General features: G+C 45.4%; 9 protein-coding genes and 1 pseudogene. 5 read left to right on the top strand and 5 right to left on the bottom strand.

Annotated features, from left to right (window positions below):
- The 5 genes and pseudogenes from QT973_RS12155 to QT973_RS12175 all read right to left on the bottom strand — a co-directional run.
- Window positions 1-1,232 (bottom strand): annotated as a pseudogene (locus QT973_RS12155) (glycosyltransferase); the annotation flags it as partial.
- A 46-nt stretch (window positions 1,233-1,278) separates the two neighbouring features.
- Window positions 1,279-2,799 (bottom strand): methyltransferase, encoded by a 1,521-nt coding sequence (locus tag QT973_RS12160; protein ID WP_333260564.1) that lies wholly within the window; start codon window positions 2,797-2,799, stop codon window positions 1,279-1,281.
- A gap of 15 nt (window positions 2,800-2,814) precedes the next feature.
- The gene (locus QT973_RS12165) at window positions 2,815-4,227 is read right to left on the bottom strand and encodes an ABC transporter ATP-binding protein (protein WP_333053521.1); all 1,413 of its coding nucleotides are present in this window, start codon (window positions 4,225-4,227) and stop codon (window positions 2,815-2,817) included.
- Between the two features lie 288 nt (window positions 4,228-4,515).
- Window positions 4,516-5,364 carry an ABC transporter permease gene (locus QT973_RS12170; protein ID WP_445243004.1) on the bottom strand — a complete coding sequence of 283 codons (849 nt, stop codon included), beginning with the start codon at window positions 5,362-5,364 and terminating at the stop codon, window positions 4,516-4,518.
- 181 nt (window positions 5,365-5,545) lie between these two features.
- Complete coding sequence (locus QT973_RS12175) at window positions 5,546-6,085, bottom strand: hypothetical protein (protein ID WP_333391394.1); 540 nt, start codon at window positions 6,083-6,085, stop codon at window positions 5,546-5,548.
- Window positions 6,086-6,156: 71 nt separating this feature from the next.
- Here QT973_RS12175 and ruvB point away from each other — a divergent pair, with 71 nt between their 5' ends.
- The 5 genes from ruvB (at window position 6,157) to QT973_RS12200 (ending at window position 15,194) form a co-directional block, all read left to right on the top strand.
- A complete protein-coding gene (gene ruvB, locus QT973_RS12180; RefSeq protein ID WP_333154818.1) occupies window positions 6,157-7,245 on the top strand; it encodes a Holliday junction branch migration DNA helicase RuvB in 1,089 nt (362 codons plus the stop codon).
- Between the two features lie 12 nt (window positions 7,246-7,257).
- Window positions 7,258-7,821 carry a Uma2 family endonuclease gene (locus QT973_RS12185; protein WP_333053507.1) on the top strand — a complete coding sequence of 188 codons (564 nt, stop codon included), beginning with the start codon at window positions 7,258-7,260 and terminating at the stop codon, window positions 7,819-7,821.
- Window positions 7,822-8,120: 299 nt separating this feature from the next.
- A complete protein-coding gene (gene recN / locus QT973_RS12190) occupies window positions 8,121-9,875 on the top strand; it encodes a DNA repair protein RecN (RefSeq protein ID WP_333373457.1) in 1,755 nt (584 codons plus the stop codon).
- Between the two features lie 750 nt (window positions 9,876-10,625).
- Complete coding sequence (locus QT973_RS12195; protein WP_333053503.1) at window positions 10,626-11,876, top strand: transposase; 1,251 nt, start codon at window positions 10,626-10,628, stop codon at window positions 11,874-11,876.
- Window positions 11,877-12,011: 135 nt separating this feature from the next.
- A complete protein-coding gene (locus tag QT973_RS12200; RefSeq protein ID WP_333053501.1) occupies window positions 12,012-15,194 on the top strand; it encodes a GAF domain-containing protein in 3,183 nt (1,060 codons plus the stop codon).
- Window positions 15,195-15,233 lie beyond the last annotated feature (39 nt).

Here is a 15,233-nt window from a genome sequence, read left to right on the forward strand (position 1 = left end):
TCTTTGCCGGCAAGCTGTACCTGAGTTTGTCCTAATTCTGTTTCTAATCCGAGGAGTTTTGCTAAAGCTTCTTGAAATTGCGATTCTTTGCCGGCAAGCTGTACCTGAGTTTCCCCTAAGTCTGCTTCTAATTTTAAGACTTTTGCTAAAGCTTCTTGAAATTGCGATTCTTTGCCGGCAAGCTGTACCTGAGTTTGTCCTAATTCTGTTTCTAATCCGAGGAGTTTTGCTAAAGCTTCTTGAAAATTTGATTCTTTGCCTGCAAGCTGTACTTGAGTTGATCCTAATTCTGTCTCTAATCCCAACACTTTCGCCTGGGCCTGGTGAAATTGTTCTTGCCACTGTTTGAGTTCGGAATAGCTGGTTTTTTGCTGTTTTTCCAGCAAGCGGATTTTTAGCCAATCTTCAAATGGCCAGAATGGAGAGGCTGGGAAATGAATAACTCGATCGATCGCACCTTTCGATTCGCTGCTGAGATTGCCAGCTTGGGTTTCCAAAAGTTGATATAGTTCTAAGGCTTCGGGAAAATATTTTTCTATTAAACTCGGTCTGTGACTTTTGACAATATCGTTGACTAATAAAGATTCTTCAAAATTGTCGGCTGGTATCGCACCTAAGTTAACATTAAATTTTTCGTTAACTCGATCGAGGAAAAGTTCAGGAGTGTTGCCGATGGGGTAAACGTTGGCTAGGAGACAGCGATGGGGGAAACGTTCGTAAAGTTCTAAAACTTTTTGATTGTAGTGAATCCACATTTTTACTGCCATTTCGGGATTTTGCAGCAAGCTGACATCGGTTCCCCGGCGGTAAAGGGAATCGACTACTTCCCAGGGCGATCGATAAACACAGATAAAATTAGCTTCGGGGAGCAAATTCAGCCAAAAATCCCAAAAAAGGGCTGTTCGCGGGTCTTTCCAACCCCAATGTTTGTGAGGAAGTTGATTTTGCTCGATCGCGCGTTTGGCGATTTCCACGTATTCTGGTGCTACCGGAATCGTTTTTTCAAACGTACAGCCTAGTTCATCAATACCGTGCGATCGCAAAACACTTTTGTGGAACTCCACAAAATCAACATTCTCGAAATGACCTTTCACATTTCCGTCGGCCGGGCCCACTAACTTTTTGCCAATATCAACCCCAACTTTCTGAAACAAAGAAGCTGTTAAAGACGTACCGGAACGGTGCATTCCGGTAACAATAAAAACCGACGGTTTGCTGTCATTTGTACTCACAATTTATCTCCCTCGCCCTAATTCCCACACCAACCAAATTTACTCACTAATCTCCCGCTAAGCCCAGCTTTCGCCTGACTTGAAACCACGCGCTTCTGAGCTTCCAGAACTTGCTGCTTTCCATTGCCAAAACCCTACACTTCGCTTGCTCTAGTTCTTGCTTCAGATTAATTAGCTGATTTTCGGTTTTTTCCAACTGCGTTTGCACAGATACTAACTGATGTTGAGTTTGCTCCAATTGCATTTGAGCTGCAACTAATTGACTTTGAGTTTCTTGCAAATTTGTTTGAGATTCTTCCAACTTTGTTTCAGTAATCATTAACTTACTTTGATTTTGATCCCATTCAATCCTAGCCGACTCTAACTGAGTCTCAAGTAATTTGAGTTTTGTCTGAGTAGAACCCAATAAAGACTGCGATTGTCTTTGGTTAATCAGCGATTTTACAGTGCAAGTTTCCAGAATCCATTCCCAACCATAGTTGTTGATTGCTTTGACTATTAACACATCCTGCAACCCTACAGTGTTTTTGGGTAAATAACAGCTCCACCCCGACTGCAGAGCCCCATCAGTTTCAAAATATCCAGCCACATCCGGGCGATCGTAAAAAGGCTCGCACCTCTGTACAACCTCCCCGTTTACCAGCACTTGCAGATCCTCAACTCGACCGTTGAGATTCACATCAGCTACCCATCCTTCCAGATACAAATTATCCTTATTCGTAAAAGCAGCAACATCAATATATCCTTCTGGGTGGTGATTGAAATTCAACTCCGAAAAATCTCTAACTAGCTCATTTGTGACAACATACAAATCCTGAAATCTGCATATGCCTTTTTTGATGCGGTGAACAAAAGCTTTGCCTCCGCTAACTCTCTCGACACATTCTCTCACAAACTTTTCAGTTACATAAGTTGTGCCGTATTCCTCCTTATCTAAAGACTGGCTTTCGCTTTGAGCACTAAACAAAATACCATTAGCCGGCATTTCTATATTGGCTAAGCGCAAACACTCATCGTGAACGCTGAACATCAAAATGCCGTTAGGAGTCAACAAATCGTACAAATTTTGCAACCAACTTGTAAAAGTTCTTTCCGGCATATGGCTGAAAAAAGAATTAGCCAGAATGCAGTCAAACTTGCGGTCAATTAAATAATTTTCGGGTTTTCCAGTTGAGACAATACCGTTGACGCCCAAGTATTCAGTTTGAAACTTAACCGCGTTAGCATAAATATCAGAAACCCAAATTCGTTCCGGCGGTATTTCCTGAATCAAAAACCTGGTAAATCGACCGTAACCGCAGGCAAAATCTAGAAAAGAAGGTACATTTTCAAAACTGCCAAAATGCCATTCCACAACTTGTTTAACCGTATCCAAGATGCGACGCCCGATCGAATAATAGCGCACCAAAGCCCGATCGCGATCGTCTTTGACGTTGTTCAAGCTGAACAAATACATTTCATCGTCTTCGCAGATATTCAGTTTAAAATTTTCGGGAAACTTAGTTTGATCTTGAATAAATGCTTTGATTACGGGATTTTCGACTAAATCTAAATTGATATCGCTCATTTTTTTTACAGAATTTTAGATAACCTCTGTTGACTGCTCTTTCACTAGAGTATCAGCATTAACAACAGTTAAACACGGTTCGATCAGCAAGTCAACGATGCCGTTACCGCAGGACTCAGTACAAGACTGAACTCTAAACATCGCCACATCAACACAGCGATCCAGATAAGTTAAATCTCCATCTACCGTTCCCACAACCCCAGCATTCAGAAAATAAACACCGGGATTCAGCAAACATTTAAAATGAAACTTTACTACAATTGTCGTTCCCGCTTCCACATACCTCACTGACTGAGTAGAAGCCTTCAAAGAAGCACCCGCCAACTCAAAACCACTAATTGTTTTAATCAACATTCCAAACCTAACTTTGGAAGTTGACCGCGAAAAAGTGACAGAGTAAGTATAAATATAATCTTGACGACCGAGCAAGTGATTTACCACATTTCCCTTCAGCGTCTCGATGTGGGGGTTGATAATTTCCGCTCCACGAGACGGATACCTTACCGTATTCGACGGTATCATCCCCGGATCGTAAAATTCATCGTAATATTCCTGCGGTTTTGAGAGATGTTGCTCCGGTTTAACTTCCCTCTTTGTGCTTTCTAAATTAGCATCCTGAAGCTGGTTTTGACTTTCCTGTTTTGTCAGTTGGTTCAGAGCTCGAATATCTGACTTCAACCCCAGAACCTGATCCGGATCGGCATAAATCAGCTTTTGATACTTAGAAATTACCACCTTCGGCGTGTGAGCGAGCAGCAATTCACCGCTATCCATTAAAATCGCCGAGGTACAAAGTTGCACCACAGAAGTAGCAGCATGAGAAACAAATAAAATTGTTCCGCCACCTTCCTGAATGCTTTGCAAGCGGGCAAAACACTTGCGTTGAAAAGCTTCGTCCCCCACCGAAAGCGCCTCGTCAACCACCAAAATATCTGGCTCGACGCTAGTCGCAACCGCAAAAGCTAGCCTGACAAACATACCGCTAGAATAAGTTTTGACTGGCTGTTCGATGAAATCGCCAATATCAGCAAAAGCAGCTATATCGTCAAACTTTTCTTCAGTTTCTTTTTGATTGAATCCCAGTAACTGAGCGTTAAAAAACACATTTTGTCGCCCGGTAAATTCCGGGTTAAACCCGCTTCCGAGTTCCAACAAAGCGGAGACTCGGCCTTTAACATCGACGCTTCCTGTAGTAGGTGTGAGCGTCCCCACAATTATTTGCAGGAGAGTGCTTTTCCCCGAACCGTTGCGGCCGACGATTCCCAGAGTTTGTCCTTGAGGAATTTCCAGATTGATGTCGTGTAGGGCCCAAAATTCGTCAGCAAGTTTTTTGGTGGGGTAAATAATTTCCTTTAAGCGGTCTCCTGGACGATCGTACCGCTTAAAGCATTTGGAAACATTTTTTAGTGAAATTACATTTTCTGTCATCCGATTTTAGATTTTAGATTTTAGATTTTAGATTTTAGATTTTAGATTTTAGATTTTAGATTTTAGATTTTAGATTGACTTTACAGCATATTCGGTGGTTCATAAAGTACATTAGCAGCTCTATTGTGTGGTGTTAATCTGTAGGGTGCGGATCTGCGAGATATTGGATAAAACTTGCAGATTGACGGGTGGCGACGCACCTTACACGGGCTAGAAAATTGTGTTTACTACATATACATAGAATATGCTGTATATCTCAAACAAATTTACAGCATATCTCAAACAAATTTACAGCACGTCAGCAAAAGCGGGACGCAAACGCCGGTAAACCGCCAAACCTCCACAAAATATAGCAGCCGAAATTAGCGTGGCGACACCCCATTCGCCCCAATGCTTAACTTCTCCAAGCAGTATGAGGTCTCGATAAACCTCCGAGATGGCGGCCATTGGATTCAGCCAAAATACCCACCCTCGCCACTCTTGCGGGATGATGGATGCTGGGTAGACGATCGGCGTCAAATAAAACCAAAAATTTAGAATAACACCTAATGTCTGAGGAATGTCTCGCAAAAATACAGTCAAGCCGGCTGTCAAATATCCCAAACCAGCAGTTATCAGCAACTGAGGCACCCACACCAACGGCAGTAAGCATAAAGTAGCGTTGAGCTTTTGCGACGACACTGCAACTATCACAATCAAAGCTGCTAAACCCAGAGAACTTTCAATAAAAGCTGTAAAAATCGGCACTAGGGGCAGTAAACCGAGAGGAAATACCACTTTTTTGACTAAATTCGGCTGCCCCACCACGGAGACTCCCGACTTGATCAAACCGCTGGTGAAGGCAGTCCAAGGCAGCAAACCGGCAAACAACCAGACTCCAAATGTAATGTCGCTGTTTTCTGGGAAGCCTGCAAGGCTGAGCTTTACCTTGAGGACGATCGAGAATACATAAGTGTAAATCACCAATTGCGATAGCTGATTCAGCAGCGGCCAAAAATTGCCCAGAATCGAGCCTTTGTATTGAGCTTCCAAGTCCCGGCGCACCAATGTTGCCAGCAGATTCAGCTTCGCCCACCGCTGCCTACTTGCGGGCGGCCTGCCGCCCACCCTTCGGGCTTTTTGGGCAACTTCTTTCACAGTTCTCTGCAATTTTTTCGCCCTCGTTCACTACCTTCACACCTAAATCAACTCAAGCTACAACTGTGCAGCTTTTGTTAAACCGCAATTATTCCACAGCCCCGTCGTTTTGATCAAGGATCTGCCACCCTGGCTTGGGCTTCTTGTTTCTTTCTTCTTTCCCCTTCCTTGGGAGGTTATTTTAGCCGATCGCACCCCGCACTGCCGAACCGATCGCCCGTTTTTGCTCGTCGTCGTAGCCCCACCGCCGGAAAAATTCTTCGTACTCGCCGTTGGCACTCTGCAAACTTTCTAGCATTTGCGACGCTATAGTTTGACAGGCAGGCATTTGCAGCATTTGAATTAAATTGCGCGATCGCTCCTGCACTCTAGCAGAATCGGCCGCCATTTCCTCCTTTTGCTGGCGCGAATGATGTACAACCATTGCCGCCGACATCGCCAAATTTTTCACCAGCAGTTCTGCTACGATCTCAGGAGCCGATCGCAGCGCCTCGACTACTCCGGGTGACGGGTTATCTGCCTCCGGTCGATCGTCCGTTAGATAGGTGACAAAAAACCCCCTAGCACCGTTCTGTGTTTTCACCAGAGAAGCCACAGCTTGCTGGATGTCGGCTTGTAAAAGTCGATTAGCCTCCATGAACGACAGTAAAGATTGAGTCAGCTCGATCGCCCCCTCAAAAGTTATGCTTTCCGATGCTAATAAAGAAGATGGAATACTCATAACGAACTCAATAATTTTAAAGATTCTGCTAACAATTGTAAACACTTCCCGCTGCCCGATCGCAAATAAATATGGCTATTATCTCCTCCAAACAACAGCCCCCCGACCCAAATCTACCCGAAGACATAGCCCCAGCCCGTCGCAAAAAAGCCGCCAAACCCCAGGCGGAATCTTTGCTAGAATCGCAAGAACTACCCGACGAAATCAACAGCAAACAAGACGACAAAATCCGACCTCAGCGGCTAGCTGAATACATCGGGCAAAAAGACTTAAGAGAAGTTTTGGCGATCGCAATTGCAGCAGCCAAATCTCGCGGCGAACCTATGGATCACCTGTTACTCTACGGGCCTCCAGGGTTGGGAAAAACCACAATGTCGCTAATTTTAGCAGCAGAAATGGAAGTGGAATGCAAAATCACCACCGCCCCAGCGCTAGAAAAACCGCGAGATATTGTCGGATTGCTGATCAACCTCAAAGCAGGCGACGTGCTGTTTATCGACGAAATTCACCGCTTATCTAAAGTTACAGAAGAAATCCTCTATCCGGCGATGGAAGACTGTCGGTTAGATATTACGATCGGGCAAGGAAAAACCGCAAAAATCCGCAGCATTCCCCTCAAACCATTTACCTTAGTAGGAGCAACCACAAAAGTCGGCTCGCTGACATCTCCATTGCGCGATCGCTTCGGCTTGATCCAAAGATTACGCTACTACGAAATAGACGAACTTAGTCTAATTGTCCAAAGAACCGCCCAAGTTCTCGACACTCAAATCACCCCAGAAGGAGCCACAGAAATTGCCCGCCGAGCGCGCGGAACCCCCCGGATCGCTAACCGCTTGCTGCGGCGAGTTAGAGACTACAGCGAAGTCAAAAATTTAAAGCCAATTGATGCCGAAGTTGCCTCACTCGCCCTCGAATTATTCAACGTCGATCCGCTAGGTTTGGATTGGACAGATCGGCGCATTTTGACAGCAATGATTGAGAACTTTAACGGCGGCCCAGTGGGCTTAGAAACCCTCGCAGCTTCTACAGGAGAAGATACTCAAACCATTGAGGATGTATACGAACCGTACTTAATGCAAATCGGATTTTTGCAGCGGACAAATCGGGGCAGAATGGTAACGGTTGCTGCTAGAAAACACTTGGGTTTTATCGAATAGAAGGAGTAGAAAATGGTACAAACACAAACAAAAAAACTAACTTTGTCCGAGTTTCTAAAACTGCCAGAAACCGAACCAGCTAGCGAATATATCAACGGTCAAATCATCCAAAAACCTATGCCACAAGGAAAACACAGCCGGCTTCAAGGTGAATTAGTCGCAGCCATTAATGTCGCCGTTAAAAATCAGAAAATTGCCTTAGCTTTTCCTGAATTGCGGTGTACTTTTGGCGGCAGATCAATTGTGCCAGATGTCACAGTATTTACTTGGAACAGAATACCAGTTGATGAAAATGGGGATGTTGCTAATGTATTTGAAACTTACCCAGATTGGACAATTGAAATTCTGTCTCCCGGCCAGAGTCAAACTAAAGTAACTGGGAATATTTTACACTGTTTGAAAAACGGCACTAAAATGGGTTGGTTGATCGATCCGATGGTGCGCTCGATCTTAATTTATCCCCCTGGAAAGCAACCGGAACTTTTAGCAAAACCAGAAGAATTGTTGCCGGTTCCAGATTGGGCAGCAGAATTGCGGCTGACGGTAGGAGATTTGTTTGGGTGGTTGAAACTATAGAAGTCAGTTGTTATTTGTTATTTGTTATTTGTTATTTGTTATTTGTTATTTGTTATTTGTTATTGGGCACCAATAATTTTCCAGGCTCTGCCTCCAATTACCAATTACCAATTACCAATTACCAATTACCAATTACGCATTCCCACTTACCAATTACCAATTACCAATTACCAATTACGCATTCCCACTTACCAATTACCAATTACGCATTCCCACTTACCAATTCCCACTTACCAATTCCCAATTACAAATTCCCAATTAACAATTCCCCATTCCCCATTCCCCATTCCCCATTCCTCATGTTGCTATACCTCAGAATAGAAAACTTTGCCTTAATTGACTGCCTGGATCTAGAATTTGGCCCGAGTTTGAACGTATTTACAGGGGAAACCGGCGCTGGTAAATCGATTATCTTAGATGCGATCGATGCAGTGTTGGGCGGGAAAGTCGATCGCCGATCGATTCGTACCGGAGCAACGCGGGCAATATTGGAAGCTACCTTTGAATTGGACAAAGCTTCCGCAATGTGGCTGGGCGAGCAAGAAATCGAACCCATAGACGGAAATTTAGCCGTTTGCAGCCGGGAAATTAACGCCTCTAGCGGTGCTCTACGCACGAGATCGCGCTTGAACGGAATTCTCGTCAACCGCCAGTTAATGGATCAACTGCGCGATCGGCTGGTCGAAATTACCGCCCAAGGCCAAACCGTCCACCTCGGACAAGAAACCCTCCAGCGAGAATGGCTCGATTTATACGGCGGCAAAAAGCTTACGGAAGCTCGATCGATCATCGCCGCCGCGTGGCTGGGAGCCAACAACGCCAAAACCGCCCTCAAACGCAGGCGTCAGTCGGAACAGCAGCGACTGCAAAGACTTGATTTGTTAGAATACCAAGTCCGAGAACTCGGTGAAGCCCATATCGAAGACGCAGACGAACTCGAACAGCTAGAACACGAATCAATCCGGCTGAGCCACGTCGTCGAATTGCAGCAGCAGAGTTACCAAGTCCACCAAGCCCTGTACCAAAACGAGGGCGACAGCGCATCAGCCGCCGACTTGTTGAGCAAAGCCGAAGGAATTTTAAGCGACATGGCGGTTTACGATGTGCAGTTGCAACCAATCCTAGAAATGGTCAGCGATGCTTTAGCTCAAGCCACAGAAGCCAGCCGGCAAATTAGCAGCTACGGCGAACAATTAGAAGCAGATCCCGAAAGACTCGAAGAAGTAGAAGATCGGATTCGCGAACTCAAACAAATTTGTCGCAAATACGGGCCGCTCAAAGAAGCGATCGCCTACTATCAAAGCATCCAAAACGAACTAAATGAACTTTTAGAAGGAGGCGAGTCAATGGAAGCCTTAGAACTCGCATATGAGGCCGCTTTAGAGCAATTAAAAGACGCTTGCAGCCACCTCACCACCCTGCGGCGCGAAGCAGCCCTCAAACTAGAAACGCACCTCGTAGGAGAACTTAAGCCCTTAGCAATGGAAAAAGTGCAATTTCAAGTCGAGATATCGCCTTGTACCCCAACCGCTACCGGTGCCGACCAAATCGCCTTTTGTTTCAGCCCGAATCCGGGCGAACCATTGCAACCTCTGGGCGCGATCGCCTCCGGGGGAGAAATGAGCCGCTTTCTGCTAGCCATCAAAGCCTGTTTTTCCCAAATTGAAAGCGCCGGTACGCTGATTTTTGACGAAATCGACGCTGGAGTCTCCGGGAGAGTCGCTGGGGCGATCGCCAAAAAACTCTACCAACTCTCCGACAAACACCAAGTTCTCTGCGTCACCCACCAGCCGCTGATCGCCGCCATGGCTGATTGTCATTTTCGCGTCAACAAACAGACGATCGAAGCAGAACCAAGTATCGAGGAACCCGCAGCCAACTCCGAACCAGTCGAACGTACAGTAGTCAGAGTTGCCGCCCTCAACAGTGAGCAGCGGCGGGAAGAACTCGCCCAACTCGCCAGTGGCCGGTCAGCAACAGAAGCCATCGCCTTCGCCGAATCCCTGCTTGTCGAAGCCGCCGGATTGCGCCAAACTCAGTCCGCCAAACCCTGATGACACACTTGAGCCGATCGGGGGGTTAAAAGGCGGAGTTTTTTCCGAGTCGGAGGTTACACTAAAAATGTCAACCGCAAATTTTACAAAAAAAAGCTGAAAACCCCGTGAATTTAGTGGGATGAAAGCTAAGAGCAGCAAAATAGAGAGAAATTCTAGTTAAAAACCACAATTGTGTAGAGAAGGGCACACATCACTAGCAACTGGTAGTGTCACAATTGCGGCTAGTCCCACAAGGCCACCCCTCTTTCAGCAGTCCTCCCGCCAGTACGCATTCATGTTACTGGGGGCGATCGGCTCAAAGCTCGGCAGAACATAGTTAAACCAGGTACGCACAATGTCAAAATCAGTTAATAAACTCTTTAAACAAGATTCGCGATCTCTAAAAAGATTGCAGCACTCCCACCGCCTCGTTACTCTCCCACCCTCCCTTGGGCAGCAAGGCCAACTGAATTGCCATTGCCTTGTGGCCGGAGTTCTGTAAACTGGGAAATACTTTCACCAAAAAACGAGCGAGAAGCCCCGGGCTACCGACATGGGGAGGAAAGCGGCAGCGACGACCGTCGCCTAACATCTTTATCCTCAATTAATTCCTTCATAGCAGAAGATAGGCTACGACAGATTTGACCCCTGCTGTAGATCGATCTACAGCAGGGGTCAAATCATGAACATAAACAGAATTATAGTGTTTATTTTTGACAGGATGAAATCCTACTATGATAGTATAATTTAACAAGGAGGAAAGAGAATATGTTTGGATGCCAACAAAATCTAATAAGTCCCAATACAGACTTAAAAGCAATTCTAGAATTCCTTTGTAGCGAGTCGTCAAAGTTGACGAACTGCGGAATATATTATGCTCGCCAAATGTACTTCAAGACAGGCAAGATACCGAGTAGGGCCCAGTTGCACAAAGTGCTTGGTACAGAAAACCAGAACTTGCATTACAAAGCATTTTATTCGGATACCGCGCAACAGATTTTAACTACCGTCGCTGAGTCTTTTAAATCCTACATTGGACTACTGAGAGGAATTGGCAAAGGCACTGTAACCCAAAGACCTAGATTACCGAATTATCGACAAGGCGGTCTAGCTTTAGTGACTTATACAGGTCGCTCTGTCCGGCTTAAGGATGGACTACTGAGATTCCCATTGGGCAGCAAGGTTAAAACTTGGTTCGGCTTGGATGCTTTCTATCTTCCTCGGCCTACCAATCTCGACTACAAAGCAATCAGAGAATATAGGATTCTACCTCGAAACGGTGCCTTCTATTTAGAGTTGATTTACAAACTGAAAGATGTCCAAGTAGAGGTAGACCAATCCAAGGTCTTGATGATCGACCACGGGATGAACAATTGGTTGACTTGTATCAGCAATGTGGGGACTAGCTTAATAATTGACGGACGACATCTGAAGTCCATCAATCAAGGATATAACAAGCGTGTTGCGTTTTTGATGTCAGGGAAAGCGAATGGTTACTGGTCAAAACGATTGGAGGGTTTAACTGAGAATCGCAATCGCACCATGCGGGATGCTGTCAACAAAGCAGCTCGAAAAGTAATAAATCATTGCTTGCTCAATAAAATTGGTACTGTAGTATTCGGCTGGAATGCTGTCATGAAAAATGGTATTAGTTTAGGAAATAAAACTAATCAAAATTTTGTTCAGATTCCAACGGGCAGGCTAAAATCCCGTATTGCTCAGTTATGCGAGCAGTACGGGATTCGGTTTGTGGAAACCGAAGAGTCGTATACGTCGAAGGCTTCCTTTATCGATCTTGATTTGCTACCTAAATTCTGCGAAAAACCAGAAGGGTGGCAACCTTGCGGTCAAAGAATTAAGCGCGGATTGTACCGTACTCTTGAAGGTTTGTTGATTAATGCTGATTGCAATGGGGCAGGCAATATCGGTAGAAAAGTAGCGGCAACTTTGGGGCTTTGTCTCAAAGAAGTCAGTAGAGGCGCATTGATAACGCCTTTGAAAGTCCCTTTATGGTCTTAGTCAAGAATCCCCCTGATTCATCAGTGGGGAGTATCAAACATACTTGAGTCTTGTGCGACAGGTGACTCACTAATCAACTTCCCGGCTCTCTTCGCTTAGAGACTAACCCTTACACTTAAGCTTCTGTAAAGGTCTATGAAATCTGCATCTTCCACCAATTACTCTTCTCTGGACAACGTGATTGATGTCGCTGTTGTCGGCGGTGAAAATCATCATCAGGAACATTATTCTCCCCCGGAAATTAGGAGCAGTGCAATTATCCCGCGCCAAGGAAACCTCTCTGGCATTCTTGACCTTCTAAATAAGCAAAGTTTCACAGTAGTAGTTAAGGAAGTAGAAGACAAACTTAAGGTTGTCAATCAAACCCTGGGAATGCTCGACAATATCCTGGAGAGCGAGGGATTTGATGCCATCCTCAACGAGATGTTGCAGTCGATTACCCTCAAAACAGGGGAATTGCTGAATGCCGATCGCAGCACGATATTTTTATTAGACGACGAAAAAAATGAACTCTGGGCGATCGTCGCTAAAGACGAAAATGGCAAAAACCTAGAAATCCGAGTTCCGGCCCACGTGGGCATTGCAGGAGAAGTAGCCACGTTCCAAAAAGTGGTTAATATCCCTTACGATTTTTACAACGACGAACGATCGGCTAACGCCAAAAAAACTGATGAAAAAACGGGCTACCGCACTTATACAATGCTGGCAATGCCCCTGATTAATGAAGATACAAAAGAGTTAGTAGCAGTTGTTCAACTGATTAATAAACTAAGACCAAATCACGAAAAATACCCGACTTTAGACGAACAAATCGATAGGCACGGATTTACTAAAGAAGACGAACAAGTTTTTAAAGAATTTGCTCCCTCGATTCGCCTAATTCTAGAATCTTCCAAATCTTTCTACGCAGCAACTCAGAGACAACGAGCAGCAACGGCGCTGATGAATGCCGTCAACGCTCTTTCTCAGAGCAGTTTAGACTTAGAAGATACCCTAAAAAGGGTGATGGATCAAGCCCAAGAACTCATGAATGCCGATCGCAGCACCCTGTGGCTGATCGACGAAGAGAAAGACGAACTGTGGACTAAAATCCCGATGGGGGGCAACCTTAAAGAAATTCGCATACCCAGAACCGCTGGTTTTGCAGGCATCGTCGCCCAATCTAGCGAACCGCTGCTGATTCCCTTTGACGTGTACGACGACCCCCGCGCCGCCACTTCCAAAGAAGTAGATCAAAAGTCGGGCTACCGCACTTGCAGTATGCTTTGTATGCCAGTCTTTAACTCGGACAAAAAATTGATTGGCGTCACCCAATTAGTTAATAAAAAACGACAAGGAGAATTCCCCCCCTACAACCCGGAAGATTGGCCTCATGCCCCGGAACAGTGGAAAGCGAGTTTCAATCGCAACGACATGGAATTTATGAAGGCGTTTAACATCCAAGCAGGAGTCGCGCTGCAAAACGCCAAACTGTTTGCCGAAGTCAAACAGCAAGAACAAAGACAAAAAGATATGCTGCACGCCTTGACTAACGGCGTGATTTCTACAGATAAAAAAGGCAATATAGTAGCGACAAATCCCAGTGCCAAAAACTTACTGGGTGTCAGCGATGCAGAATTAGGCGAAGGTCAATCTTTGCGCGAGTTAATTAAGTTAGAAAAAGGCGATTTTGCCAAATGGTTTGATGCGTCTTTGTCTCCCGAAGACGATAAGGATCGCCAGCAGTATTACCCCGATCAAGTTTTGCTTACTTTGGAAGGAGAGGGGCAGAGTATCAATCTCTCGATTAATTCAATGACTGACGCTACCGACCCCAACAAGGTAAACGGCGCGTTAGTCGTCATGGAAGATATTAGCAGCGCCAAGCAAATCAAAAACTTGATGTACCGTTACATGACGCCAGAAGTAGCCGAAGCTTTGTTAGCTTCAGGCGATACAGGATTGGGCGGTAAGCGCAAAAACGTTTCGGTGCTGTTCTCAGATATTCGCAGCTATACCACACTTACGGAAAAATTGCAAGCCGAAGAAGTGGTAGTGATGCTGAATAAATATTTTGAAGTGATGGTAGATGTCGTATTCGAGTACGGTGGGACTCTCGACAAATACATCGGTGACGCTCTGATGGCAGTTTTTGGCTCTCCAGCGCCCCTAGAGGATCATGCTTGGTGCGCGATGCAAACGGCGGTGAAAATGCGGGAAAAATTGGCCCAGTTTAATCAAGATCGTATGGCACATGGCGAATTGCCGATCGGCATTGGTATGGGCGTACATTCCGATGAAGTTGTCAGCGGCAACATCGGTAGTAGCAAACGCATGGAATTGACTTCGATCGGAGACGGCGTTAACCTCGCCTCTCGCTTAGAAGGCGCTAGCAAGCAGTACGGCACCGACTTGATCATCAGCGACAATACTTACAGAGATTATGCCGATCGGCTGTACGTGCGAGAACTCGACTTTATTACTGTCAAAGGCAAAAGCGAACCCGTAATCGTTTACGAACTCGTCGGCATCCGCGAGGGATACTCGCCAGTGGGCAAGTCACTAACCGAAACACAGCAACAAATTATAGAACATTACACGAAGGGGCGCGAACATTACAAATCTCCAGTCAGCCAAAGACTCTCAGAAAGTGAGGTGAAAAACATCTTAAAGGATGTCGCCGAAATGCCGGAGGCAGAGATTAAGAAACTTTCCTACAATTTAGAGCAACAGTTGGAACACGAACTCAAAAACCTGTTATATCAACTGAAAAAGCTGTCAGAGTACGACCCGAAAAACCTGTCCGAAGCAGACAAACTCATCGTACTGTTGCAGCCAGAAATCCAACTGCTGAAATTGGAAGGCATCAAAAACCTCTCGGAAGACGAAGCCAAAATGCTGCTGCAAGCAAAAATCAAGCCCCTATCAGCAGACGATATTAAATACTTGCAAGAAGGCGAAGTCAAAAAGCTGTTGGAAGCAGACATCTTAGAACCATCAAATCCCCAAATCAAGCGGTTGAAACCCGCAGAGATCAGGCAGCTATTGCAGGCGAAAATTAAAAGTCGAGCCTGCGAGACAGTTGCAGAAATGTTAGATGAGGAATTTGAAAACCTGGGACTCGATCGGGTGAAAAAACTGCTGAGCGAGTTTAAGAAAGCCTTAGAACCAAAAGCCAAGCAAGCCTTTAAAGACGCTGAACGCGAATTTAACGCCGTTCTGGAAGTTGACCCGAAAAACAAGGCAGCTAAATTGCACGTCGATCGCTGTATGTTATTTCAACATGGGTTTTCAGACGTACTCAACTGGGATGGTGTGTGGAATCTCACAGAAAAATAGCAGTAGCCCACAGCAAATGCGGGCGGTAGCGTCAAGGTT

The organism is Microcoleus sp. Z1_A1, from assembly GCF_036700305.1.
GTDB lineage: Bacteria > Cyanobacteriota > Cyanobacteriia > Cyanobacteriales > Microcoleaceae > Microcoleus.